Here is a 24,468-nt window from a genome sequence, read left to right as displayed (position 1 = left end):
TGCCCGTCATGACGGGCAGTGGGAGTTTTTGCTGGGGCCGCTGGCCGATCTCAGCAATATCCGTCAATTGCCGTTGAAGACCTTGCTGGTGCAACTGGAGCTGCGCGGGATCATTGCGCCGCGTTACGCGTACTTTGCCGAGTACCGCTTCAAGTTTCTGCTTCAGCCGCAGGATCTGATGGCGCGTTTCGAGGGCGAGCGGCGTGCATTCGTTCAGGCGTTGATTGACACGTCCAGCCGGGCGCGGACCTGGGCTACGGTCAACTTCGACGCGATGTACCAGCAATACGGTGCCGAGCGCGGGCGGGTGGTCAAGGCGCTGGATTATTTTCAGGAAAAGGGCTGGATCGAGCTCGAAAGCAAACAGATGACCGAGGTCTACAGCGTGCTACGCAGCGACTTTGACCCGCAGGCGCTGAGTCTCGAATTGTACGATTACTTCGCCCATCACGAAGCCACCGAAGTTGCCCGCATTCACGCCATGCTGGAGGTATTTTCCAGCGACCAGTGCCTGACTCATCGGCTGGCGAGCTACTTCGGCGATTACAACGCGCCCGAGCAATGCGGTCACTGCTCAGTCTGTCACGGTGAGGTTGCCCATCTTCCTGAGCCGCCCGCACTGGAGCCACTGGAAAGCCGGGACTTTCAGCAGCTGTGCGGCGAATTTATCCATAAGCACCGGGACTACACCGGCCAGCCGCCTGGTGCCGACTGCCTGACGCGCTTCCTGTGCGGCATCAGCGTGCCGTTGTTCACCAGGCTCAAGGCCCGCGCCACCAGAGGATTTGCCGTGCTGGAAGATTATCCGTACGCGCAGGTCAGGACGTGGGTGCAGACAGTGCGGTAGACGAAATGAAAACCGGCCGCTCAAGGGCGGCCGGTTTTGATGCATCAGCCAGCAGTCGTATTAGTCACGATGACGGCGATGGCCGTGGTGTTTCGGGCGGTGGCCATGACCACGGTAGTCACGACGATCGTCCCGGCCGCCACGGTAGCGGCGATCGTCGCTACGGGTTTCGTTGCCCATATAGTTACCAAGCGCGGCACCGCCGCCGCCACCTACCGCCGAGCCGATCAGGCTGCCGGTACTGCCGCCGACACTACGACCCAGCACGTTACCGCCTGCTGCGCCCAGACCGCCGCCGATAGCTGCTTCTGTTCGGTTGCGACGGTCTGCAGCGACCGCGCCACCGGCAGCGCCACCAACACCTGCGCCAATCGCTGAACCTGTGCTGCCGCCGAGCTGTTGACCGACGACCGAACCGAGTACCCCACCCAATGCTCCGCCTGCACCTGCTTCAAGGCTGCCTGCAGAGGCTGCACCGCTGATCAAGGCAAGAGACAACAACAGTATCGAGGAATACTTCATGTATGGAATCTCATAGGGATGACGGCGCGATCTTGGTGTCAAGTGAAGAATGTAGCAATGCAATTCCGACGAGTAACACGACTGCAACACAACTTGCTAAGTTATTGTTTTAGCTGAGGAACTTAAGTTGAAAAAAACAGTCTGAGGTTACTTGCGAAAGGCCCGTTTCAAGCGAAACGGGCCTTTTTTGTGGGCGTCTTTCAGGGAAGCGTCAGAGGATGCGGGCCGACTCTGCCGAACGCTCGAGACGAATGGCCACGAACTTCGACGTCGGGGTGCTGCTGCCGTCACCAACGCTTTCCAGCGGCACCAGCGGGTTGACCTCTGGGTAATAGGCCGCAGCCTGACCGGCCGGAATGTCGAACGGCAGCAAGGTGAAGCCTTTGACACGGCGCTCGCGCTTGTCGCTCCAGATCGAAATCAGGTCGGCCTTTTGACCCGGCTGGAAGCCCAGACGGATGATGTCGGCCTCGTTGACGAACAGCACGTCACGCTGACCTTTTACGCCGCGATAACGATCATCCAGGCCATAAATGGTGGTGTTGTACTGATCGTGCGAACGCATCGACTGCATGATCAGGTCGGGAATCTGCCCCGTGGAACTGATGTCCTCATGAATCAGGCTCAGCGGCAGCGCGTTGGACTTGAAGTTGGCGCGTGTCGAAGCGGTGTTCCAGCGGCGCGCACCGGCGGCATTGCCCAGGTAGAAACCGCCCGGGTTCTTGACGCGCTCGTTGAAGTCCTTGAAGCCTGGGATGGTGTCGGCGATCAGGTCACGAATCCGGTCGTAGTCTTCCACCAGCCACAACCAGTCCACCGGGTTCTTGCCCAGCGTTGCGTTGGCAATGCCCGCGATGATGGCTGGCTCTGAACGCATCTGCCTGGAGGAAGGCTGCAACTGGCCGTTGGAGGCGTGCACCATGCTGAACGAATCTTCCACGGTGACCGCTTGCGGGCCATTGGCCTGGATGTCGATGTCGGTACGGCCAAAGCATGGCAGGATCAACGCATCCTTACCGTGGAACAGGTGGCTGCGGTTGAGTTTGGTGCTGATCTGCACGGTCAGGTCGCAGTTGCTGAGGGCTTCGGCAGTGCGGTGGCTGTCCGGTGTCGCCTGGGCGAAGTTACCGCCCAGCGCGATGAACACCTTGGCGCGACCCTCGGCCATGGCGTGAATGGCTTCGACCACGTTGTGGCCATTGTCGCGAGGCACTTTGAACTGGAAGCGTTTTTCCAGTGCATCGAGCAGGAATACCGGTGGGCGCTCATTGATGCCCATGGTGCGGTCGCCCTGCACGTTACTGTGACCGCGCACCGGGCACAGACCGGCGCCAGGGCGACCAATGTTGCCGCGCAGCAGCATCAGGTTGGCGATTTCCTGAATGGTTGCGACCGAGTGCCGGTGCTGGGTGATGCCCATCGCCCAGCACATGATGACGTTCTTGCCCTTGGCGTACATGCGTGCCGACTGTTCGATGTCGGCCAGCGCCAGGCCGGACTGCTCGACGATCTCGTCCCAGGACGTGTCATCGATGGCGGCCAGGTACTCAAGCACGCCTTCGGTGTGTTCATTGAGAAATGCATGATCGAACACGGAAGGCGCATTGTTGAGCTGCGCCTCGCGCTCCCATTGCAGCAGAAACTTGGCCATGCCGCGCAACAGCGCCATATCGCCGCCCAGCGCAGGGCGGAAGTACGCCGTGTTGGTCGGGCGATCCCCGTTGGTGAGCATTTCGACCGGGTGCTGAGGATGCTGGAAACGCTCCAGGCCGCGCTCTTTGAGCGGGTTGACGCACACCACCTGCGCGCCGCGCTGTACTGCTTCACGCAGAGGTTCCAGCATGCGCGGGTGGTTGGTGCCGGGGTTCTGACCAAGGACGAAGATAGCATCAGCGTGTTCGAAATCCTCGAACGTCACGGTGCCTTTGCCCACGCCGACGCTTTGCGACAGCGCTACGCCACTGGCCTCGTGGCACATGTTCGAACAGTCCGGGAAGTTGTTGGTGCCGTAGGCGCGCACGAACAGCTGATACAGGTACGCAGCTTCGTTGCTGGCGCGGCCGGAGGTATAGAACTCGGCCATGTTCGGGCTGGGCAGGTTTTTCAGGTGTTTGGCGATGAGTGCAAACGCGTTGTCCCAACTGATCGGCTTGTAACGATCGGTTTCCGCGTCATAGGTCATTGGCTCGGTCAGGCGGCCCTGATATTCAAGCCAGTAGTCGCTCTGCTCCAACAGTGCGCTGACGCTATAGCGAGCAAAGAAGGCCGGGTCGACACGACGTTTGGTGGCTTCCCAGTTGACGGCCTTGGCACCGTTCTCGCAGAACTTGACCATGCCGCTTTCCGGCGAATCGCCCCACGCGCAGCCTGGGCAGTCGAAGCCGCCGTTCTGGTTGGTCTTGAGCATCATGCGCAGGTTTTTCAGCGCGTTGTCGCTGCCCAGCCAGGCCTGGGTCACGCTGATCAGTGCGCCCCAGCCGCCTGCCGCACCTTTGTATGGCTTGTAGCGGGGGGTAGGTGTCTTGTCGGCTTGATGATGAGTGCTCACGCTTGAATCTCCATCGCAGGGCTATAGACCCGCGGCGCACTGTGCTGCGGCAGGTGAATTAAATTGAGGTTGTGACGGCGGGCCCATTGCAGGGCCAGGCCGGTGGGCGAAGACAGGCTGACCAGAGTCTGGATGCCGGCGCGCAATACTTTTTGAATCAGTTCCAGGCTGCAGCGGCTGGTTACGATGGCAACGCCGCCGGCCATGGGAATGTCCTGACGGATCAGCGCGCCGATCAGCTTGTCCAGCGCGTTGTGACGGCCGATGTCTTCGCGACCCAGTATTAGCTGGCCTTGGCTGTCCATGAAGACGGCAGCATGTACAGCGCCACAATGGCGGCCAAGTGGCTGGAACTCACCGATGCGCTGGCGCAGACCCTCCAGCCATTCGATCGGCGGCAACGGCGCACCCGGCAATACATTCAGGTCGGGTAATGCCTGTTCGACTGCTTCAACGCCACACAGCCCGCAGCCACTGGTGCCCGCCAGTTGCCGACGCTGCTGCTTGAGTTCCCAGAACGCGCGGCTGGCAATCTCGACCTCAGCCTGCATGGCCGAGCCGCAACCGCTGAGCTTGAAGTCATAGATTTCATCACGCGAGGCGATGATGCCGCTGCCCAGGCTGAAGCCGACGATAAAGTCTTCGAGATCGCTCGGGCTGACCAGCATGACCGCCTGGCTGATGCCATTGTAGGCAATGGCCAGTGCCACTTCTTCGGCCAGCGCATTGCGCGCAGAGTCCTGCCCCTCGAGGTTCGAGTAGCTGTAAAACTGGCTTGCTTCGGGGACCGGCGCAGGAGAGGGCGCCGAGCTGACCTTGCGCGTGACGTGCATGGGCTGAAATACCGGCAGATTGACATCTACAAGATTAGGCGTCTTCCCGGGTATCGTCTAATCGCAAATGCTGATGTGCCGATAGATGACGTCGATCAGTACGTCAACGAGGTATTTCTGCTACCAGCGCAAAACAGGCTTCGGCCAGTGCCGAGCGTGGTGCACTGCGGCGCATGATCAGTCCCAGCCGGGCCAGCGTGCGGGCGTCGGCGATCGGATGCAGGCGCAAATGTTCGGTAAGCGTCTCCAGGCCTCCGTCCAGTGGCATGATCGCGCAGCAGAAACCACCATGCACGGCTTGCAGCAACTGATGAACGGCATCGGTCTGTATCAACGGATTAGGGTGAAGACCGCGGCTGTGGAAGTTGTGATCGATGGACTGGCGAAAATGCATGCCGCTGGTCAGCGTGCCCAGCGGCAGTTCGATCAGGTCGGCCCAGCTCAAGGGGTCATCACCGAATGTGAAATGCCGACGGTCATACAGCAGGCCCATGCGCGTGTCGTCCAGGGTCAGCGAGTCGAAGCGCTCATTGTCCAGCCTTTCCAGGTATGAAACGCCCAGATCGATACGATTGCTCGCCAGTTGTTCAAGCACTTGCTCGGAGCTGAGTGACGACAACTCAAAGCGCAGGTTGGGGTGCATCTGGTGCAGGCGGTGCAGCAATGGCAGCGGATCGAAGCTCGACAGCGGCACCACACCCAGACGCAGTGTACCGACCAGATGGCCGCGGCAGGCTGCCGCTTCAGCCTGCAGGCCGTCGTACGCTGCCAGCACGGTGCGCGCCCAGGCCAATACGCGCTCACCTGGTGCAGTAAAACCCTCGAAACGCTGGCCACGATTGACCAGAGGCAAACCAAGCTCTTCTTCGAGATTGCGAAGACGCATCGACAGGGTGGGCTGGGTGATGTTGCAACGCGCAGCCGCTTGGCCGAAGTGCCTCGTTTCATCGAGGGCGATCAGAAACTTAAGTTGCTTGATGTCCATATTCACTCCGATGGGCAGTCCAGGCAGCCGATTCTACGCTTTCAGGCCGAGCCCTGGTCGAGCCACGTTGGTCGGAAGCCTGCAGCCCGCGGTTTACAAGGGCTACACTTTTACCAATACCCCTGAAAACCTACGTACGGAGATCCAGAACATGAGCCTTATCAGTTTCCTGAAAGACGCAGGCGAGAAAATTCTGGACGCACTGACGTCAAACCATGCCAGCGCAGAAGACGTATTGAAAAAGCATATTTCCGAGGTGGGCCTGGGCAATCCCAATGTTCATATCGAAGTCATCGGCAGCACTGTCATCGTCGAAGGCCAGGTCGCCAATCAGGAGGAAAAGGAAAAGATTGTCGTGACGCTGGGCAATATTCATGGCGTGGATAAAGTCGATGACCGAATGACGGTTGCGGGCGGCGAGACTGCTGAATCCGAATATGTCGAGGTGCAGTCGGGCGACACGCTCAGCGCCATTTCCAAGCGTGTGTACGGCGATGCCAATCAGTACCAGAAAATCTTTGAAGCCAACAAACCGATGCTCAAGGACGTAAACAGGATTTATCCGGGTCAGAAGCTTCGTATCCCCAGGTGATCTGAAGCAGGTGCTCACTTGCGAGTGGGCACCTGTCAGCCTCACAACGTCTTGATAAGCTCCCGGTAGTCGTCCACTGCGGCAAACTCTTCGGTGTCTTTCGGGCCTTTCTGGCTATTGGGCTGGCTGACAGCCAGCAAATGGGCTACACCAAAGTGGCGGGCGCTGCGCAGGATCGGCAAGGTGTCGTCGATAAACAGACTGCGTGCCGGATCAAACGCGGTTTCGGCCTTCAAGGCGTCCCAGAAATGCTGGCTTTCCTTGGGGAAGCCGTAATCGTGAGAGCTGATCAGACGCTCGAAATAAGGCGCCAGCTCGATTCGCTCCATCTTCAGCGACAACGAATCCCGGTGCGCATTGGTGATCATGATCACCCGCTTGCCGGCCTTCTTGATGGCGGCGAGAAAGGTTTCGGCGTCAGGGCGCAGCGCAATCATGTGCGCAATTTCGCGTTTCAGGTCGCGAACCGACAGTTTAAGCTCGGCACTCCAGAAATCCAGGCAGTACCAGTTGAGCGTGCCCGCGTTGTTTTCGAACAGCGGTTTCAATTCCAGCCAGGCCATGGCGAAACTGATGCCATGCAGTTCTGCGTAGCGCTGCGGCAGGTGCTGCATCCAGAAGTGTTCGTCGTAATGCAGGTCGAGCAACGTGCCGTCCATATCCAGCAGGACGGTATCGATTTCGCTCCAGGGCATGGAAAGCATTCTGGCCTCGTCAGGGGTTGGTAGCGGGTAAGCATATCCGACACAGACATCGGGAAAAGCTCGGTATAGTACCTCGTTCATGTAAAGGAGCCTGTCATGCGTCAGAAACCTACCGTACTTGCCCGTGCAATCGTCGCCAGCAGTCGTCTGTTCCGCGTTGAAGAGCTGCAATTGCGCTTTGCCAATGGCGTCGAGCGGACCTACGAGCGTCTGGCCAGCAGGGGGACCGGCCCCGGTGCGGTGATGATCGTGGCCATGCTCGATGCCGACCACGCGGTGCTGATCGAAGAATACTGCGGTGGTACCGATGCCTACGAGCTGTCCTTGCCCAAGGGCCTGATCGAGCCGGGCGAAGACGTACTGGCGGCTGCCAATCGTGAACTCAAGGAGGAAGCCGGTTTCGGTGCCCGGCAACTGGAGCTGCTGACCGAGCTGTCGCTGTCCCCCGGCTACATGAGCCAGAAAATTCAGGTGGTTCTGGCCACCGATCTCTATGAAGAGCGGCTGGAGGGCGATGAGCCCGAGCCGATTCGGGTCGACCGGATCAACCTGCGGGAGCTGTCCAGCCTTGCACAGAATGCCCAGTTCAGCGAAGGCAGGGCGCTGGCGGCGCTGTACCTCACCCGTGACCTGCTGACCCAGCGTGGATTGTTCCAGCCATGACCGATTCGTTACAAAACCTGCCACATCCACTGCTCGCTCCGGTGATTGAACTGGCACGACTGGCGGGGGAAGTGATCCTGCCTTTCTGGCGCGCCAATGTCACCGTCACCACCAAGACCGACGACTCGCCCGTGACGGCCGCCGATCTGGCAGCCCATCAGGTGTTGGTCGAGGGCCTGCAGGCGCTTGACCCGGAGATCCACGTGCTCTCCGAAGAGGATGCCGACATCCCCCTCAGCGAGCGTGCAAGCTGGGAGCGCTGGTGGCTGGTCGATCCGCTGGACGGCACCAAGGAGTTCATCTCCGGCAGCGAGGAGTTCACCGTCAATGTGGCGCTGATCGAGCGCGGTCGTGTGGTGTTTGGCGTTGTGTCGATGCCGACCAATAACCGCTGTTACTTCGGTGGTGCCGGTCTGGGCGCCTGGCGCAGCGACGACATTGACCACATCCAGCCGATTGCAGTGCGCAATCAGCCGGGTGAGGGGCAGACGTTTACTGTGGTCGCCAGCCGCCGTCATTCCAGCCCCGAACAGGAGCATCTGCTGGCTGGGCTGTCGAACGGGCTAGGGCATTTGCAACTGACCAACATCGGCAGTTCGTTGAAATTCTGCCTGCTGGCCGAAGGCGCTGCCGATTGCTATCCGAGACTGGCCCCGACCTCGCAATGGGACACCGCTGCGGCACAAGGTGTGCTTGAGGGCGCAGGTGGAGAAGTGCTGCAACTCGACGGTAAACCGTTCAGCTACCCGGCACGCGAATCGCTGCTCAACCCGTTCTTTCTGGCCCTTCCAGCCAACGCCGAATGGCGCGACAAACTGCTGGTGCTGGCGCAGTCCTGAAGGCGGGCTTCAAGGCTTCTGCCCGGCGGGCGTAGGAGCGAACTTGTTCGCGAAGAGGGCGGTGTAGTCGATACATTTCCTGCGTCAGGAATAGCGCCTTCGCGAACAGGTTCGCTCCTACAAAAGCGTGGAGATCTGTGGCGTAGTCCTGAGATCGGCTACAAGGCTTCTGCCCAGCGGGCATAGGAGCGGCCGGGGCCGCGTCCGCATTGTTCGCGAAAGGGCCGGTGCATCCTTAGCAGATCCAGTGCTTGAAACGACGTCTTCGCGAACAAGCGAAGCGTCGCCCGGTTCGCACACAGGCCTACTTACAACGCTGAGACCAGTGAATCCACTGCGCACAAGTTTCATCTGTGCAACACAAACTGCCCGACAAACTTCACGGCCTGATCTTCGCTGTCCTGCGCGGTAATGTAGGTGTGCAGCGTCAGGCGGGCGCGGCCCCGGCGTTGGTAAGTGGTGATGAATTTGTCCCACTGCGCCGGCTTTGGCGCATCGCACCGTGCGATGGCATCGGTGCGTACGGGCAGTGGATAACTGATCTGGCCGTCCTGAATCACGATATGCCCATCGTTGACCCCGACTTCGCGCAGCCGCAGGTGCAGCCAGCCCCAGCCCGCCAGCACGGCCCCGCAGTACAGGCTGCCGCCAAACAGCGTGCTCTTGTGATTGACGTTGGGTGCCAGTGGCAGATGAAGGCGTAATGCCTGGTTGTGCCAGTCAATCACACGCATGCCCATTTCGCGGGTCAGCGGAATGTCGTGGTGCAGTACCTGTTCCAGCCCGCTGGCTGGATCATGTCCAGGTTCAATCGTTGTCATCGGACGCTCCACTGCTGTCGCCAAATGTCAGGCCGTGCTTGCGCAGCTTGTCATGCAGGGTCTTGCGCGGCACTCCCAGCGCCTCCGCGAGGCTGCGAACCGAGCTGTGCGGGCGAGCCAGCTCGGCGGCGATCAACGCCCGTTCGAAGCTTTCCACCTGATCGCTCAGCCCTCCGCCGGGCGGTGGGGCCTGCTCTGCATCAGCGCCTTCCAGCTCCAGTTCCAGGCCCAGTGCAAAGCGTTCGGCGGCGTTTTGCAGTTCACGGACGTTGCCCGGCCAGTTATGACGCAGCAGCAGCGCCCGCTGACCCGGTTTGAGTTCATGCTTGGGGATGCCGTGGCGCATGCTCGCGGCATCGGCGTAGTGTTCGAACAGCATCAGCGCGTCCTCACCCCGTTCGCGCAACGGCGGAATGCGCAGCGAGGCGACGTTCAGCCGGTAATACAGGTCCGCCCGGAACCGGCCCTGATCGGCGGCCTGACGCAAATCCTCCTTGGTCGCCGCAATGATGCGGATGTCCAGCGGGATCTGCTGATTGCTGCCCATCCGCTCGACCACGCGTTCCTGTAGCAGGCGTAGCAGTTTGACCTGCACATCCAGGCTCATGCTTTCGATTTCATCAAGGAACAGCGTACCGCCATTGGCAAATTCGAATTTGCCGATGCGGCGTTTTTGCGCGCCGGTAAAGGCCCCCGGCTCATGACCGAACAACTCGCTTTCGACCACCGATTCAGCCAGTGCCCCGGCGTTGATCGCCACAAACGGGCCGCTGCGGCGGTTGGACAGGTCGTGCAGGGCGCGGGCGACCACCTCTTTGCCCGCGCCGGTTTCGCCAAGGATCAGCACGTCGGCACGAGTCCCGGCCAATGCCCCGATCTGCTCGCGCAGACGCAGGATCGGCGCTGACTGACCGATCAGGCGCGTGCTCAATTGCTGGCGATCACTCAAGGCCAGACGCAGGCTGCGGTTATCCAGTACCAGACGGCGCAGCGCCAGGGCGCGGCGCACGCTGTCGAGCATGGCATCGCTGGCGAAGGGTTTTTCCAGAAAGTCGTAGGCACCGGCGCGCATGGCCTTGACCGCCAATGGCACATCGCCGTGACCGGTGATCAGCAACACCGGCAGATCAGGGTCCTGTGCGTGAAGCTGGTCAAGCAGTTCCAGGCCGTCCATGCCCTGCATGCGGATATCGCTGACCACCACGCCCGGCCAGTCGCGGCCGATGCGCTCGGCCAGCCCTGTGGCTTCGGACAGCGACAGAACGTTCAGGCCCGCCAGATCCAGCGTCTGGCGCAGTGCTTGACGCAAGTGCGAGTCGTCGTCGATCAGCACCACCTGAATCTGGCTGTCGATGGCTATGTCCGAACTCATGCGGAAAGGTCCTCTGGCGGTTGAAGATTGGCCCCGGAAGCACCGGCACGCAGGCGCAGGGTGAGCACTGCGCCGCCGCTCGGGTGGTTGGCGAACAGCAACTCGCCGCCCAGTGCGCGCATCAGCGTATCGCAGATCGCCAGACCCAGGCCAAGCCCCTGGGTGCGGGTCTTGGTCGTGAAAAATGGCTCGCGGGCCCGCGCCAGTGCTTCCTGAGAAAAGCCGGGGCCGTTGTCACGAATGTACAGGTTGACGCCCTCGGCGGTCTGCTCGGCACTTATCCACAGCCTGCGCGGCGGGCCTTTTTCGGTCAGCGCGTCCAGTGCGTTGGCGATCAGATTGCCGAGCACCTGACGCAGCCGGGTTTCACCGGCCTGCACCCACAGCGTTGCGTCCGGCAAGTCGCGAATCAGCTCGACTTCCATGGCGCGACGTCGCTTGGCGAGCAACGCCAGCGCATCGTCCAGCGCCGGCTGCAGCGCCACGCTTTCAGGCGCGTGCCGGTCGCGGCGGGCAAAGGCGCGCAGGTGAGCAATGATCGACGCCATGCGCCCGGTCAGTTCGCTGATCAGCTTGAGATTGCCGCGCGCGTCTTCGGTGCGCTGATGATCAAGCAGCACTTCGGCGTTTTCGGCGTAACTGCGGATGGCCGCCAGAGGCTGATTCAGTTCATGGCTGATACTCGCCGACATCGTCCCCAGTGCTGTCAGTTTGCTGGTCTGGACCAATTCGTCCTGGGCCTGAACCAGCTCCTGCTGCGCCTGTTCGCGCTCCAGCACTTCCTGGCGCAGGCGGCTGTTGAGCCCTTCCAGATCGCTGGTGCGCTCGATAACGCGCATCTCCAGCTCGCGACGCGCCTTGGCCTCGAACGCGATGCGGTCCAGGTAATGGCGGCGGCGCTGCATCATCAGGCCGAGCAACAGCATCAGCACCAGAAGCGCCGCGCCGCCAATCGCCACCACCGTACGTACCTGACGGTCGACGAGGGCGCGGGGCGCGAGGATGTTCACGTTCCAGCCAGTTTCTTCGATGGCCTGGGTCTGGGTCAGCCAGGCGTGCTCATCAATTCTCAAGGGACGCGGATCGCGGGTCGGGTAGGATTGAATCGCGACAATGGCCTGTTTCTCGTCATCCGTCAGATCGCGTGTTGCCCGAAAGCGCCATTCGGGGTTGGACGTGAGGATCACCACGCCGTTCTGGTCAGTCAGCAGCAGTTGCTCGGGCGTCTTGCCCCATAGGGTTTCGGTGTGGTCCAGATCGACCTTGACCACCAGCACGCCAATCACCCGGTCACCATCGCGAACCGGACCGGCAAAAAAGTAACCGCGCTTGGCCGACGTGGTGCCGAGGCCGAAGAAACGCCCGGTTCTGCCCGCCAGCGCATCGATGAAATAAGGCCGGAAGGAGAAATTGCGGCCAATGAAGCTGTCTTTCTGATCCGAATTCGAAGCGGCCAGGGTCAGGCCGTTGGCGTCCATCAGGTACATGACGTCGGCACCGGTCTGGCGCGTTATCTCGCTGAGCAGGCGATTGGCGTTTTTCAGGGTGGTTGTGTCGCCCGGTGCCGCCAGTGCACCGCGCAAGGCAGGCAGGTCACCGAGGATCTGCGGCAGGGTTTCATAACGGTGCAGGGTGCCGAGCAGGTTGGCAACGTACAGGTCCAGGGTTTGACGGTTCTGGTTTGCCAGTACGCTGCGGTAATAACGTTCGGCCAGGTGTTCGAGCGGCCACAGCAACGGGGCCAGGCAGAGCGCTAGAAGGGCAAGGCTGCGCCAGCGTGGACGGGGCGGCAGAGCAGCAGAGGTCATGGTCATCGATTGGCCGTCGCCGAAGGGTTGGCGATGCCTGCCGACGCCAGGGCCGGTACAGGCAACAGAAACACCCGGTCGATCCTGACGTGGGCATCAGGCGCGTATTATGCCCGCCGCCGACCCGTCAGGCACCCGGACATTGCACCGGGGCCTGTGGTCAAGGGTTCAAGGAAACAGATCGGCTTCTTTCAGGCTTTTGCCTTGCTGATCCTTGGCCGACAGGCTGGGGTTGCCGGCGAATTGCCAGTCGATGGCCAGCTCCGGGTCGTCCCAGGCGATGCAACGCTCGGCTGATGGCGTGTAGTAATCAGTGGTCTTGTACAGGAACTCGGCATGCTCGCTCAGTACCACGAAGCCATGCGCAAAGCCTTCCGGAACCCACAGTTGGCGGGCGTTTTCAGCGGACAGCTCCACGCCGACCCACTGACCGAAGTTCGGCGAGCTGCGGCGGATGTCCACGGCCACGTCGAGCACCTTGCCGACAGTGACACGCACCAGTTTGCCCTGAACATTCTCGATCTGATAATGCAGGCCGCGCAGTACGCCTTGTTGCGAGCGCGAGTGGTTATCCTGCACGAACTGCCGTGTCAGGCCGGTGGCTTCCTGAAAAGCCCTGGCGTTGAAGCTCTCATAGAAAAAGCCTCGATCATCACCGAATACCTTGGGCTCCAGAATCAGGACTTCCGGCAATTTTGTTGCGACTACGTTCACGTGGCTTCCCCTGCAATCTTCAGTAAATGGTGGCGGTTCGACAGTCTGCACGCACACGTGACGGTCGAAAAGCATGGCAATCAGGCAATCAGGTCCTTCGGGTCGGTGAAGCCCAGGCGTTGGCCCTGATAACTGCCATCCTGAACCCTGCGGCACCAGTCCAGATTATCCAGATACCACTGCACCGTCTTGCGCAGCCCGGACTCGAAAGTCTCTTCGGGCGTCCAGCCCAGATCGTGGTCGATCTTGCCGGCATCGATGGCATAACGCTGATCGTGGCCCGGGCGGTCGACCACGTAGGTGATCAGGTCGCTGTAATGCGCGAGGCCTGCCGGGTGCTGTGGGGCCAGTTCATCGAGCAGCGCACAGATACTGCGGACGACGTCGATGTTTTTCTGCTCGTTATGACCACCGATGTTGTAGGTCTCGCCGACTTCACCTTCCGTGACCACCTTGAGAAGTGCCCGAGCGTGATCTTCGACGTACAGCCAGTCGCGCACCTGCAGGCCATTGCCGTACACCGGCAGGGGCTTGCCCGCCAGGGCGTTGAGAATCACCAGCGGGATCAGCTTTTCGGGGAAGTGGAACGGTCCGTAATTGTTGGAGCAGTTGGTCACCACCACCGGCAGGCCATAGGTGCGATGCCAGGCGCGAACCAGATGATCGGACGCGGCCTTGCTCGCGGAATAGGGCGAGCTGGGCGCGTAAGGCGTGGTTTCGGTGAACAGATCATCGACGCCGTGCAGGTCGCCATACACCTCATCGGTGGAAATGTGGTGAAAGCGGAACGCCTGACGGTGAGCGTCGGGCAGTTTAAGCCAGTAGGCGCGAGTGGCTTCCAGCAGGCTGTAGGTGCCAACGATGTTGGTCTGGATGAACTCGGCCGGGCCATCAATGGAGCGGTCGACGTGGGATTCAGCCGCCAGGTGCATGATCGCCTGCGGCGCGAACCTTTCCAATACTGCGCTGACGCTGGCCTGATCACAGATATCGGCCTGGACGAACTCATAGCGCGTGTCGGTGGCAATCGATTGCAACGATTCAAGGTTGCCCGCGTAGGTCAACTTGTCGAAGTTCAGCACTTCGTGTTCGGTGTTGTTGATCAGGTGGCGGATCAATGCCGATCCGATGAAACCTGCGCCCCCGGTAACGAGTATTCGCATGAACTGACCTTCTTGTGTGTTTTTGAAGTAATGCAGCATAGCGCTTGAGCGCGTCTGACGGGATCAGACCATTAAACCCGAGCAGGAAATGGAATAAAACCGCAGTTGTTTTTCCGACCTGAGGTGCTCGTGCGCGTTGGCGGTGCAGCGCAATACCCGTGCAATCCCCTTATAGTTGCGCGACCGCCTGCGCCGCCTTGCTCGCCAAGCCGGGGCCTGACAACAAGATCGAGGTAATCCATGCCGCTCGCCACGCTCATTCGCCGCTCCAGTCTGCCTTGCCCCGAGGTAAGTCTGGACCAGGCGCTGCAATTGCTCGCACAGCATTACGGGCTGAGCGGTACGCTGAAAGCGCTGGGCAGCCAGCAGGATCGCAATTTTCTGCTTGAAACAGACACGCGACGCTATGTGCTGAAAATCTGCCACGGCGCTTATTCGGCCGCCGAGCTGAATGCTCAGCACGCAGCGCTGCACCACCTCAATCGCTACAGTGCGGTCAGGGTGCCCGGCGTGATCGGTGCCAATGACACCGAGCAATTGTTATCTATCGAGATCGACGGGCAGGCGGTGCATGTTCGCCTGCTGGAATTCATCGACGGGCAGTCACTGGGGCATGCCGGTTATTTGAGCCGTGACGTGGTGATCGGGCTGGGTGAACTCTGCGCTCATGTGGACAAAGCGCTGGCCGATTTCGAACACCCTGGCCTGGAGCGCATTCTGCAATGGGACCCGCGCCACGCCCATGCGTTGATCAAGCATCTGCTGCCGGTGATCGAGGACGCCGACGCCCGCGCCTGTGTGATCGAAGCCGGTGAGCAGGCCCATCGCCGTTTGTTGCCATTGATTGCTGCATTGCCGATACAGGCGGTGCACCTGGATATCACCGAGCACAACGTCGTCTGGCTGCGCGATGCCGGGCAGCACTGGCAAATGCAGGGGCTGATTGATTTCGGCGATCTGGTCAGTACGTGGCGAGTGGCAGACCTGTCGGTAACCTGCGCAGCGCTGTTGCACCATGCCGAGGGTGACCCGCTGTACATCCTGCCGGCGATTGGTGCCTATCACGCCCTCAATCCACTGAAAACCGAGGAATTGCAGGCGCTCTGGCCGTTGATCGTCGCGCGGTCTGCGGTGCTTGTGCTGAGCAGCGAACAACAGGCCAGCGTCGAGCCTGACAACGCGTATATCCAGGCTAACCTCGCCGGGGAGTGGAACATCTTCGACGTCGCCACCTCAGTGCCGATGAGCCTGATGGAAGCCGCAATTCTGCAGTCGGTGGGCGTGGATGTGCCGCCTGTCGAGCAACCTGCCTTTTCGCCCTTGCTGCCTGGCCTGGCAGAGCTCGCACCGGCAGTGGTGGATCTGGGTGTGCTCAGCGAACACTTCGTGGCAGGCAACTGGGAGCAAAGCGGTATTGATGAATATCTGCTTTCGCAAGCCGCCGGGGACAAGGGCCTGGCGGCCAGTCGTTTCGGTGAGTACCGCCTGTCGCGCACCTTGCCCGACAGCGCTCAACAGCCTGAAACCTTCGCTCTGCATGTTGAGTTGCATGTGCCCGCCGAAACGCCGCTGCATGCACCGTTCAACGGCATCCTGCGGCTGACGGCTGATGCGGCGGTGCTGTTGGCCGGGGACGGCATCAGTTTGAAACTGTGGGGCGTGCTGCCCGAGCCTGCGTTGCAGGACGGAGTGCTGGCGGGCCAGATGATCGGGCAGTGTGGCGGCTCGTTGCTGCTGCAATTGTGCACAGCAGACCTCAACCCGCCGCTGTTTGCCACGCCTGCCTGGGCAGCAGCCTGGCGCACAGTGTGCCCATCGCCATCGGGCCTGCTGGGTTTCGATTGTGATGCACCGGCGCTTGAAGATTCCGCGCAGTTATTGGCGCGCCGCGATGCCAGCTTTGCCCGCTCGCAAAAGCACTACTACCAGGCCCCGCCGCAGATCGAGCGCGGCTGGCGCAATCATCTGATCGACATGCAGGGCCGCTCCTACCTGGACATGCTGAACAACGTCGCTGTGCTCGGCCATGGTCACCCGCGCATGGCCCACGAAGCGGCTCGCCAGTGGTCGCTGCTCAACACCAACTCGCGCTTTCATTACGCGGCGATTGCCGAGTTCTCCGAGCGTCTGCTCAAGCTGGCTCCCGAGGGCATGGACCGCGTGTTTCTGGTCAACAGCGGCACCGAGGCCAACGACCTCGCGATCAGGCTGGCCTGGGCCTACAGCGGTGGGCGCGACATGCTCAGTGTGCTGGAGGCGTATCACGGCTGGTCGGTGGCGACCGACGCCATTTCAACCTCCATCGCCGACAACCCGCAGGCACTCAGCACACGTCCGGACTGGGTGCATCCAGTCACCGCGCCCAACACCTATCGCGGGCCGTTTCGTGGGGCTGACAGCGCGCCGGAGTATGTGCGCAGTGTCGATCAGGTGCTGGCAATGCTGGCTGAACAGCAGCGACAAGTGGCGGGCTTTATCTGCGAGCCGGTGTATGGCAACGCGGGCGGTATTTCCTTGCCGTCGGGTTATCTGCAACAGGTGTATCAAAAGGTCCGCGCGGCCGGTGGCGTGTGCATTGCCGATGAAGTGCAAGTGGGCTATGGCCGGCTGGGGCATTACTTCTGGGGCTTCGAGGAGCAGGGCGTGGTGCCGGACATCATCAGCATGGCCAAGGGCATGGGCAACGGCCATCCGCTGGGCGCGGTCATTACCCGGCGTGAGATTGCCGAGGCGCTGGAAGCCGAGGGCTATTTCTTCTCGTCGTCAGGCGGCAGCCCGGTCAGTTGCCGGATCGGCATGGCCGTGCTGGACGTCATGGAGGAAGAAAAGCTCTGGGACAATGCCCGGCGTGTGGGCGATCACTTCAAAGCGCGTCTGCAGGCGCTGGCCGATAAACATCCGTTGGTGGGCGCGGTGCATGGCATGGGCTTCTACCTGGGCGTGGAACTGGTCCGCGACCGTCAGACTCTGGAACCCGCCACAGAAGAAACCGCACAGCTTTGCGAGCGCTTGCGCGAACTGGGCATTTTCATGCAGCCGACTGGCGATTACCTGAACATCCTGAAAATCAAACCCCCGATGTGCACCACCCGCCAAAGCGTGGACTTTTTCGTCGATAACGTATCGAAGGTTTTGCGCGAACTGGAATAGAGGACGCAGAGCGTCCAGAACGGCATACCCACGCAAGCATGGGCACGATAGGTGGTGCCTGGCACCCATCTCGGAGAAATGAGCGCCGTCATGAACATTAGGCGGATTAATATCGGTAAAATTCACAAAATAATACGGTCAATGCACATTTTAAGCTTTTAGTGCCGATTTATATCCGCTATAAAGGCGTTCATAATCGTCATCGCCTGTCTGCTATGGTGATAAGTCCTTTTGCAACCGCCCCTGGAGATATTTTCATGAGCCGTATCGTTTCCGTCGCTGCAACCCAGATGGCCTGCTCCTGGGATCTGGAAGCCAACATCGAGACCGCTGAAAAGCTGGTGCGTGAAGCTGCCGCCAAGGGCGCACAGATCATCCTGATTCAGGAGCTGTTTGAAACCCCGTACTTCTGCCAGAAGCCGAACCCGGACTATCTGCAGTTGGCGACCACGATCGAATCCAACGTGGCAATCAAGCACTTCCAGAAGATCGCCAAAGAGCTGCAGGTCGTGCTGCCGATCAGCTTCTTCGAACTGGCGGGGCGTGCGCGCTTCAACACCATTGCGATCATCGATGCAGACGGCACCAATCTGGGCATCTACCGCAAGAGCCACATCCCGGACGGCCCTGGCTACCACGAAAAGTATTACTTCAATCCGGGCGATACCGGCTTCAAGGTGTGGCAGACCCGCTACGCGAAAATCGGCGTCGGTATCTGCTGGGACCAGTGGTTCCCGGAGTGCGCGCGCAGCATGGCATTGCAGGGTGCGGAAATCCTGTTCTACCCGACCGCCATCGGCAGTGAGCCACACGACAAGACCATCAGTTCCCGTGACCACTGGCAGCGTGTGCAACAAGGCCATGCCGGCGCGAACCTGATGCCGCTGATCGCCAGCAACCGCATCGGCAACGAAGAGCAGGACGGCTACGACATCACCTTCTACGGGTCGTCGTTCATCGCCAACCAGTTTGGCGAAAAAGTCGCCGAACTCAACGAAACCGAAGAAGGCGTACTGGTCCACAGCTTCGACCTGGACGAGCTGGAGCACATCCGTAGCGCCTGGGGCACGTTCCGTGATCGCCGTCCGAACCTGTACGGTGCGGTCAAGACCCTCGACGGTTCGCTGGAGTCCTGATGGCCATGACCACGCTCAATAGCACGCCACGCGCCGACGGTTTCCACATGCCGGCCGAATGGGCACCGCAGACCCAGATCTGGATGGTCTGGCCCGAGCGTCCGGACAACTGGCGCCTGGGTGGCAAGCCTGCTCAGGCTGCACACGTCGCAATCGCCAAGGCCATCGCTCGCTTTGAGCCGGTTACGGTGGCTGTGTCCGCCGCGCAGTATGACAACGCACGTGCGCGGCTGGACATGCCGAACATCCGGGTTGTTGAAATGAGCAGCAACGACGCCTGGGTACGCGACAGCGGTCCGACGTTCGTCATCAATGACCGTGGTGAAGTGCGCGGCGTGAACTGGGAGTTCAATGCCTGGGGTGGCTTCGATGGCGGGTTGTACGCGCCGTGGAACCTGGACGCTCAGCTGGGCAGCAAAGTACTGGAAATCGAGCGCTGCCCACGTTACGTCACCGAAGGCTTTGTCCTGGAAGGCGGCTCGATCCATGTCGATGGCGAAGGCACACTGATCACGACCGAAGAGTGCCTGCTCAATCGCAACCGCAACCCGCACCTGACCCGCGAACAGATCGAAACGATCCTGGGTGATTACCTGGCTGTGGATAAAGTGGTCTGGCTGCCGGATGGTCTGTTCAACGACGAAACCGACGGGCATGTGGATAACTTCTGCTGCTACATCCGTCCGGGCGAAGTGTTACTGGCCTGGACCGATGATCCCGAAGACCCCAACTATGCACGCTGCCATGCTGCGCTGGGTATTTTGGAAAACACCCTGGATGCCAAAGGGCGCGCATTCATCGTTCATAAAATGCCGATTCCAGGCCCATTGTTCGCCACAGAAGAAGAATGCGCAGGCGTCGATCAGGTGCACGGCAGTCAGGAACGCAACCCTTCGGTGCGTCTGGCCGGGTCGTACGTGAATTTCCTGATCGTCAACGGCGGCATCATCGCGCCGAGTTTCGACGATCCGATGGACGAAAAGGCCCGTGAGATCCTGCAAAAGCTGTTTCCAGAGCACGAGGTGGTGATGGCACCTGGCCGTGAATTGCTGCTGGGTGGCGGCAATATTCACTGTCTCACGCAGCAGCAACCTGCCCCTTGTAAAGCCTAGTCCGAAATAACTAGTAACATCCGACGGGGCCGAGTGGTCCCTTTCTTGCTGTATCAAGCCCATCACCCGATGGGCTTTTTGTTTTTACCTGTCGAGTAACATCCTGTAACAGATGCGCGAAGCGCTTCCTCTGAAGCAGGTTGGTAAACGTTCGTTTTCTTAGCTTGACTGTCACATGGCGTGAGTAGATTTAGCCCCTCATGAAATCAAGAGGTTTTCGTTATGAACGCAGGTATGAACCAGCAGCATGCTCGTGGTTTTTCTGCTTCACTCAGTAACGAGGCCCGCCAGTTAGTGGCGGATTGGTTAAGGACGACCAGGCCCGTGAAATCCAGACCGGATGTTCGCGCAATGTTGTTACAGCGTTACCCGGCAGGTCTGTTCAACGATGCCGAGTTCGAAGCGTTGCTCCGCGTACTGACCGAGCGCGCTGACTGACCTGCATTACTCTGGCTGCGCCGCTCTGGGCCGGCCATCTGCGTGTTTGACACCTCCATGCGTCGGGACTAGGATTCGCGTCCCACCGCCTGCGGCCCAACCCTTTACGTCGTGCATCGGCAGTCCACTGCGATGAATTCGCGTCCCCCTCTACACTGCTTGTTCAGAGGCTGGAGGCCCCGATAGCCATTGGCTGTCGCTGCAGCGCGTGTCAAATTTGCAGATAAAGGAAGACAAGATGCTTAACAAACGTATGGGCATGCTCGCTTTGGGCATCATCAGTGCCAGTCAGGCCATGGCCGAGGGACAGGCAGATGCAAAGGGTTTCGTCGAAGACAGCAGGCTGACCGTCAACCTGCGTAACGCCTACATCAACCGCGACTACAAGAACGACCGTGAAGACAAGTCCGAATGGGGCCAGGCCTTCATGGGTAACTTCGCGTCCGGTTTCACTCAGGGCACCGTGGGTGTCGGCGTCGACGCGTTTGCGCTGTACGGCATTCGTCTGGATGGCGGCAAGGGTCGCAGCGGCAATGGCGGCATCGACTTCTTCAAACAGGGTGACAGCGGTGCTGCCGCCGATGACCTGTCCCGCGCTGGCGCGGCGGTGAAGGCGCGTATCTCCAACACCGTCATCAAGTACGGTGACCAGATGCCCCAGTTGCCAGTGCTCAGTTACGACAACTCCCGCCTGTTGCCGGAAAGCTATACCGGCACTCTGATCACCTCCAAAGAGATCGACGGGCTTGAAGTGGTTGCCGGGCGTTTCACCCAGCAAGCGCGCAAGAGCGCCGAGGGGCGTGACAGTGGAGACCTGAAAAGCATCAACGTCTACGGTGCCAGCTACAAGTTCACCGATGAATTCAGTGCCGCGTTCTACGCCTCCGACAATGAAGACGTACTGAAGAAGCAGTACCTGAACCTGAACTACGTCTTCGCCCTGCCGAAAGACCAGTCACTGACGTTCGACTTCAACGGCTACAAGACCACGCTGGACAAGGACTTCACCACCAGCGATGCGCGTGACAACAAGATCTGGAGCCTGGCCGCGACCTGGGCCGTGGGCATCCACTCGTTCACGCTGGCGCACCAGCGCAGTACCGGTGACATGGGCTACGCCTACGGTGGCTATCGCAACGATGGCGGCTACGGTGATGGCGGCAACACCATCTACCTCGCCAACTCCTACTGGTCCGACTTCAACGGCAAGGACGAACGTTCATGGCAGGCTGCTTACGGCGTCGACCTGTCCGGCCTGATCCTGCCCGGTCTGAGTTACAAGGCAGCCTACGTACGCGGTGACAACATCGACGACGGCACCGCTGGCAGCGGCGATGGCACCGAACGCGAGATCTTCAGCCAGTTGACTTACGTGGTCCAGAGCGGACCGGCCAAAGACCTCTCGATCCGCCTGCGCAATTCGTTCCTGCGCGTCTCGGACGATGCATTGGCGTACAACAGCGAAGGCAATGAAACGCGTATCTTCGTCGACTACCCGATCAACGTTTTCTGATCTGAGGGACGCGGTCTGACAAAAAAGCCGTCTCTATCCTGATCGTGCCCACGCTCAAGCGTGGGCACGCATTTCCTGACACTCTGCATCACATGCGCCATCGCAAGCCTGTGAGTCACCTCAAAGACATGGCAAGGCTGCACCTGACTCAATCCGCAATCAACTGCACAAACACCGCAAAACTGCCGAGGAATATCCAGAAAAAGCTGAACAGCCAAGGGCTGCGCTTGGAGAACAGCAAAGACTTTTTCGGCCCTGTTTCGCTGGACTCCCAATCGCTGAACAATGGCGAGTCATCATAGGTCAGGCCGATAACAGGCTCGCTGAGCAGCAACTGAGACTGCTTGTGATGCCAGTGCTGAATGATGTCGCATGCTGCCCGGATACCCGGCCAGGCGAACAGCGTACTGAGCAGCCCCAGCAATGCCAGCATCGGCGGCACCACCAGCGTGAACATCACGCCCCAGGAGGTGTTCATGTTCGCCATTGACGATGCGTAGGCGATCACCAGAAATGACTGCGCCGACAAATAGGCGTTGGTGCGATTGGACAGGTTGGTGGTTTCGTAATGGATTTCGCGCCGATAGAAATCCAGCCGTTCCTTGGGCGAGCCAAATAGCTTGACCTGCTGCTCATCCACCACATTCTGAGGTGTCTGATCCGTAATGATTCTGGGCACTGGCGTTACCGATGTGTAAAAGATGCTGGATAGACTCCTGTCTACATCAAGCAGTTCGACTTAAATCCCCGGCATACGGGACCGTTCATCCTGTGAGCACTGTTCCAGGGAAGGGCACATCGTCATGACTACCACCCCCACGCTGCACACCGAGCGTCTGCTGCTGACGCCGCTTCAGTTCGAGGATGCGCCGGCGGTTCAGCAGCGCTTCCCGCTATGGGACATTGTGCGCTACCTGAATAACCGCGTCCCTTGGCCTTATCCACCGGACGGTGCGCTACGTTACATTCAGGATGTCGCGCTGCCCGCCATGGCAAATGGCAGCGAGTGGCACTGGATGATGCGCCTGCAGAGTGCACCTCACGAGATCATCGGCAGCATCACCCTCATGACCCATCCCGGTAACAACCGCGGTTTCTGGCTGCACCCGGACTGGCAAGGCAACGGTTACATGAAAGAGGCCTGTCGTGTGGTCAATCGACAGTGGTTCGAGGTGCTGGGCATGCCCCTGATGCAAGTGCCCAAAGCCGCCTCCAACGAAGCCTCGCGGCGCATCTCGATCAGCGAGGGCATGCGCAAAGTGAGCACGCAGGACGGGGAGTTTGTTGGCGGACGGTTTGAGGTGGAAATTTGGGAAATGACGCGGGAGGAGTGGTTGGCGCGAGCGCTGCAAGCAGGCGCTTCGAACGTCTGACGTAGAGGCCGCCTCGGCATTAACCTGTTGCCCATAACCACCATCGCAAGTGATATTGCTCGATAAACAGAGAGCGACCCGAATGCCGTTGACCCGCAACACCGAGCCCGACATCACCCTGGTAACCGTCCAGCCCGAAGACTTCGAAACCTTGGTGGCCATACGTATCGAAGCCATGCGCGAAAGCCTCGAGCGCGTTGGCCGGTTCGATCCGGTCCGCGCCCGAGAGCGTTTTCGTGAAGGGTTTTCTGCGTCATGCACACATTACATCCAGGTCGCCGGCAGCAAGGTCGGCTTCGTGGTCGTCAAACCGACCAGCGACGGCCTGTTGCTGGATCACCTGTATATCAAGCCGGCTGTTCAAGGGCAGGGCATTGGTTCTGCCGTGCTTCGGCAGGTCTTCGCACAAGCGGACGCAACTGCATCGGCAGTACGGGTGGGTGCCCTGAAAGAAAGCGATTCCAATCGCTTCTACGTTCGCCACGGATTTCAGCTCGTTGAGAGCGGCGAATTCGACAACTACTACCTCCGCCCGCAACGTCTGCCGATGTGCTGACGGGTTGGGATCAACCCGCAGAAGTAGCCTTCTCCGCCGCACGTGCCGCGAGCATGGCTGCCTCCGTTTCCTGGGTGTGCAACTCACCCTTGTAGGCCAACTGGTTGAAGAACATGCCGTCTACCTGCTCTTTCGACGGCGTTGACGTCTTGGGAATAAACAACGCGCCCAGGTCCAGCGAGCTGGCAAAGTTTTCCTTGGTCAGGTTGTAGCGCCCCAGATAACTGCCGCTCCAGGGAGAATCGGCATCGACCATGTCGATAGCCGTCTCCCGATAGGTCGTCGCTGCTGCTTTCAGCCCACTGGACGCATTCAGCAGCGTGTTCAACTGCTGGGTGTCCGCCTCGCTCAACTCACCGGAACTGTTGGTTGCCTTCAGATTGCCGTTTGCCTCGATCGTGAAGCCAAACTTCTTGCTGGCCAGATCCGGATAAACCGATGCCAGCGTCGACTTGAACGCCTCATACGAACTCTTCAGCGCCTCCGTCGAATTACCGTGCTGCGCCGCCTTCTGCGGGAAGTCAGGCGACTGCGAACGGCCGATCCAGGTATCGACTGCTTCCATCGGCTCGGTGCTCGCAGGCACTTCGGTACTCGGGTGATAAACAACGGCGGGCGTATTGGCAGCCGCGTTCTTCAGCGCTTCTTTCTGCGCGTCCGTGAGCGGTTGTGGCGTGAGCGTTATGCCGGAATTGGGCAGCGTGATGTGCGGAGACGTATTGTTGCCGGGGGTGAGTGAGATAACCATTTCATCGATCCATGATTGCGGGGTGTAAGGA

Annotated in this window: 22 protein-coding genes; 10 read left to right on the top strand and 12 right to left on the bottom strand. The window is 60.1% G+C overall.

The window, feature by feature from the left end; translation table 11 throughout:
- Window positions 1–847 (top strand): RecQ family zinc-binding domain-containing protein (locus tag ALO80_RS17610; RefSeq protein ID WP_174518961.1); only part of this gene is annotated, 847 nt, incomplete at its 5' end.
- A gap of 60 nt (window positions 848–907) precedes the next feature.
- On the opposite strand, the gene ALO80_RS17605 is transcribed toward ALO80_RS17610, so the two are convergent.
- The 4 genes from ALO80_RS17605 to ALO80_RS17590 all read right to left on the bottom strand — a co-directional run bounded on the left by ALO80_RS17605 (window position 908) and on the right by ALO80_RS17590 (window position 5,735).
- A complete protein-coding gene (locus tag ALO80_RS17605; protein WP_055009924.1) occupies window positions 908–1,369 on the bottom strand; it encodes a glycine zipper domain-containing protein in 462 nt (153 codons plus the stop codon).
- A 211-nt stretch (window positions 1,370–1,580) separates the two neighbouring features.
- Complete coding sequence (locus ALO80_RS17600) at window positions 1,581–3,917, bottom strand: FdhF/YdeP family oxidoreductase (protein ID WP_055004910.1); 2,337 nt, start codon at window positions 3,915–3,917, stop codon at window positions 1,581–1,583.
- Window positions 3,914–4,750 (bottom strand): formate dehydrogenase accessory sulfurtransferase FdhD, encoded by an 837-nt coding sequence (gene fdhD, locus ALO80_RS17595; RefSeq protein WP_055009923.1) that lies wholly within the window; start codon window positions 4,748–4,750, stop codon window positions 3,914–3,916. Before fdhD ends, ALO80_RS17600 begins: the two co-directional genes overlap by 4 nt.
- 103 nt (window positions 4,751–4,853) lie before the next feature.
- Window positions 4,854–5,735: a LysR family transcriptional regulator gene (locus ALO80_RS17590; RefSeq protein WP_055009922.1), complete on the bottom strand. Its 882-nt coding sequence runs from the start codon at window positions 5,733–5,735 to the stop codon at window positions 4,854–4,856.
- A 151-nt stretch (window positions 5,736–5,886) separates the two neighbouring features.
- Between ALO80_RS17590 and lysM the strand changes: the two genes are divergently transcribed.
- A complete protein-coding gene (gene lysM, locus ALO80_RS17585) occupies window positions 5,887–6,327 on the top strand; it encodes a peptidoglycan-binding protein LysM (protein WP_055009921.1) in 441 nt (146 codons plus the stop codon).
- 41 nt (window positions 6,328–6,368) lie between these two features.
- Here the strand turns inward: lysM and yrfG are convergent, their stop codons facing one another.
- On the bottom strand, window positions 6,369–7,031 hold the full coding sequence (gene yrfG, locus ALO80_RS17580) for a GMP/IMP nucleotidase (RefSeq protein ID WP_054985240.1): 663 nt from the start codon (window positions 7,029–7,031) through the stop codon (window positions 6,369–6,371).
- 96 nt (window positions 7,032–7,127) lie between these two features.
- Between yrfG and nudE the strand changes: the two genes are divergently transcribed.
- Together nudE and cysQ are read left to right on the top strand one after the other, a co-directional pair.
- A complete protein-coding gene (gene nudE / locus ALO80_RS17575) occupies window positions 7,128–7,694 on the top strand; it encodes an ADP compounds hydrolase NudE (RefSeq protein WP_005734101.1) in 567 nt (188 codons plus the stop codon).
- A complete protein-coding gene (gene cysQ / locus ALO80_RS17570) occupies window positions 7,691–8,533 on the top strand; it encodes a 3'(2'),5'-bisphosphate nucleotidase CysQ (protein WP_054985201.1) in 843 nt (280 codons plus the stop codon). Before nudE ends, cysQ begins: the two co-directional genes overlap by 4 nt.
- A 347-nt stretch (window positions 8,534–8,880) precedes the next feature.
- On the opposite strand, the gene ALO80_RS17565 is transcribed toward cysQ, so the two are convergent.
- The 5 genes from ALO80_RS17565 to rfbB all read right to left on the bottom strand — a co-directional run bounded on the left by ALO80_RS17565 (window position 8,881) and on the right by rfbB (window position 14,411).
- Window positions 8,881–9,354, bottom strand: a complete 474-nt coding sequence (locus ALO80_RS17565; RefSeq protein WP_055009920.1) for a YiiD C-terminal domain-containing protein — start codon at window positions 9,352–9,354, stop codon at window positions 8,881–8,883.
- On the bottom strand, window positions 9,341–10,726 hold the full coding sequence (locus ALO80_RS17560; protein ID WP_054985199.1) for a sigma-54-dependent transcriptional regulator: 1,386 nt from the start codon (window positions 10,724–10,726) through the stop codon (window positions 9,341–9,343). The genes ALO80_RS17565 and ALO80_RS17560 overlap by 14 nt, the downstream gene beginning before the upstream one ends.
- Window positions 10,723–12,534 (bottom strand): sensor histidine kinase, encoded by a 1,812-nt coding sequence (locus tag ALO80_RS17555; protein WP_371904914.1) that lies wholly within the window; start codon window positions 12,532–12,534, stop codon window positions 10,723–10,725. The genes ALO80_RS17560 and ALO80_RS17555 overlap by 4 nt, the downstream gene beginning before the upstream one ends.
- Window positions 12,535–12,702: 168 nt before the next feature.
- Window positions 12,703–13,248, bottom strand: a complete 546-nt coding sequence (gene rfbC, locus ALO80_RS17550; RefSeq protein WP_054985197.1) for a dTDP-4-dehydrorhamnose 3,5-epimerase — start codon at window positions 13,246–13,248, stop codon at window positions 12,703–12,705.
- A gap of 80 nt (window positions 13,249–13,328) precedes the next feature.
- Entirely contained in the window at window positions 13,329–14,411 is a 1,083-nt protein-coding gene (gene rfbB / locus ALO80_RS17545; protein WP_055009927.1) for a dTDP-glucose 4,6-dehydratase, read from the bottom strand.
- A gap of 240 nt (window positions 14,412–14,651) precedes the next feature.
- On the opposite strand from rfbB, the gene ALO80_RS17540 reads away from it, so the two are divergent.
- The 4 genes from ALO80_RS17540 (at window position 14,652) to ALO80_RS17525 (ending at window position 21,760) form a co-directional block, all read left to right on the top strand.
- Window positions 14,652–17,561 (top strand): aminotransferase, encoded by a 2,910-nt coding sequence (locus ALO80_RS17540; protein WP_055009918.1) that lies wholly within the window; start codon window positions 14,652–14,654, stop codon window positions 17,559–17,561.
- 257 nt (window positions 17,562–17,818) lie between these two features.
- On the top strand, window positions 17,819–18,697 hold the full coding sequence (gene aguB / locus ALO80_RS17535) for an N-carbamoylputrescine amidase (protein ID WP_054985195.1): 879 nt from the start codon (window positions 17,819–17,821) through the stop codon (window positions 18,695–18,697).
- 5 nt (window positions 18,698–18,702) lie between these two features.
- Complete coding sequence (gene aguA / locus ALO80_RS17530) at window positions 18,703–19,809, top strand: agmatine deiminase (RefSeq protein ID WP_055009926.1); 1,107 nt, start codon at window positions 18,703–18,705, stop codon at window positions 19,807–19,809.
- A 676-nt stretch (window positions 19,810–20,485) separates the two neighbouring features.
- Complete coding sequence (locus ALO80_RS17525; RefSeq protein WP_055009917.1) at window positions 20,486–21,760, top strand: OprD family porin; 1,275 nt, start codon at window positions 20,486–20,488, stop codon at window positions 21,758–21,760.
- Between the two features lie 148 nt (window positions 21,761–21,908).
- Here the strand turns inward: ALO80_RS17525 and ALO80_RS17520 are convergent, their stop codons facing one another.
- Window positions 21,909–22,403 carry a hypothetical protein gene (locus ALO80_RS17520; RefSeq protein ID WP_055009925.1) on the bottom strand — a complete coding sequence of 165 codons (495 nt, stop codon included), beginning with the start codon at window positions 22,401–22,403 and terminating at the stop codon, window positions 21,909–21,911.
- Window positions 22,404–22,563: 160 nt separating this feature from the next.
- On the opposite strand from ALO80_RS17520, the gene ALO80_RS17515 reads away from it, so the two are divergent.
- A complete protein-coding gene (locus tag ALO80_RS17515) occupies window positions 22,564–23,133 on the top strand; it encodes a GNAT family N-acetyltransferase (RefSeq protein ID WP_055009916.1) in 570 nt (189 codons plus the stop codon).
- Window positions 23,134–23,215: 82 nt separating this feature from the next.
- Entirely contained in the window at window positions 23,216–23,689 is a 474-nt protein-coding gene (locus ALO80_RS17510) for a GNAT family N-acetyltransferase (RefSeq protein ID WP_055009915.1), read from the top strand.
- Between the two features lie 10 nt (window positions 23,690–23,699).
- On the opposite strand, the gene ALO80_RS17505 is transcribed toward ALO80_RS17510, so the two are convergent.
- Window positions 23,700–24,437 carry a hypothetical protein gene (locus ALO80_RS17505; RefSeq protein ID WP_083493314.1) on the bottom strand — a complete coding sequence of 246 codons (738 nt, stop codon included), beginning with the start codon at window positions 24,435–24,437 and terminating at the stop codon, window positions 23,700–23,702.
- Window positions 24,438–24,468: the final 31 nt, after the last annotated feature.

This window comes from Pseudomonas caricapapayae, from assembly GCF_001400735.1.
Lineage (GTDB): Bacteria > Pseudomonadota > Gammaproteobacteria > Pseudomonadales > Pseudomonadaceae > Aquipseudomonas > Aquipseudomonas caricapapayae.
This window is presented reverse-complemented; position numbering and strand designations above follow the sequence as displayed.

Coding starts and splice junctions, on each gene's coding strand:
- fdhD (WP_055009923.1), bottom strand. CDS start 4,750: ATGCACGTCACGCGCAAGGTCAGCTCGGCGCCCTCTCCTGCGCCGGTC.
- ALO80_RS17510 (WP_055009915.1), top strand. CDS start 23,216: ATGCCGTTGACCCGCAACACCGAGCCCGACATCACCCTGGTAACCGTC.
- ALO80_RS17505 (WP_083493314.1), bottom strand. CDS start 24,437: ATGGTTATCTCACTCACCCCCGGCAACAATACGTCTCCGCACATCACG.
- aguB (WP_054985195.1), top strand. CDS start 17,819: ATGAGCCGTATCGTTTCCGTCGCTGCAACCCAGATGGCCTGCTCCTGG.
- ALO80_RS17560 (WP_054985199.1), bottom strand. CDS start 10,726: ATGAGTTCGGACATAGCCATCGACAGCCAGATTCAGGTGGTGCTGATC.
- ALO80_RS17590 (WP_055009922.1), bottom strand. CDS start 5,735: ATGGACATCAAGCAACTTAAGTTTCTGATCGCCCTCGATGAAACGAGG.
- nudE (WP_005734101.1), top strand. CDS start 7,128: ATGCGTCAGAAACCTACCGTACTTGCCCGTGCAATCGTCGCCAGCAGT.
- ALO80_RS17555 (WP_371904914.1), bottom strand. CDS start 12,534: ATGACCTCTGCTGCTCTGCCGCCCCGTCCACGCTGGCGCAGCCTTGCC.
- cysQ (WP_054985201.1), top strand. CDS start 7,691: ATGACCGATTCGTTACAAAACCTGCCACATCCACTGCTCGCTCCGGTG.
- ALO80_RS17565 (WP_055009920.1), bottom strand. CDS start 9,354: ATGACAACGATTGAACCTGGACATGATCCAGCCAGCGGGCTGGAACAG.
- lysM (WP_055009921.1), top strand. CDS start 5,887: ATGAGCCTTATCAGTTTCCTGAAAGACGCAGGCGAGAAAATTCTGGAC.
- ALO80_RS17605 (WP_055009924.1), bottom strand. CDS start 1,369: ATGAAGTATTCCTCGATACTGTTGTTGTCTCTTGCCTTGATCAGCGGT.
- ALO80_RS17540 (WP_055009918.1), top strand. CDS start 14,652: ATGCCGCTCGCCACGCTCATTCGCCGCTCCAGTCTGCCTTGCCCCGAG.
- ALO80_RS17525 (WP_055009917.1), top strand. CDS start 20,486: ATGCTTAACAAACGTATGGGCATGCTCGCTTTGGGCATCATCAGTGCC.
- yrfG (WP_054985240.1), bottom strand. CDS start 7,031: ATGCTTTCCATGCCCTGGAGCGAAATCGATACCGTCCTGCTGGATATG.
- aguA (WP_055009926.1), top strand. CDS start 18,703: ATGACCACGCTCAATAGCACGCCACGCGCCGACGGTTTCCACATGCCG.
- ALO80_RS17515 (WP_055009916.1), top strand. CDS start 22,564: ATGACTACCACCCCCACGCTGCACACCGAGCGTCTGCTGCTGACGCCG.
- rfbB (WP_055009927.1), bottom strand. CDS start 14,411: ATGCGAATACTCGTTACCGGGGGCGCAGGTTTCATCGGATCGGCATTG.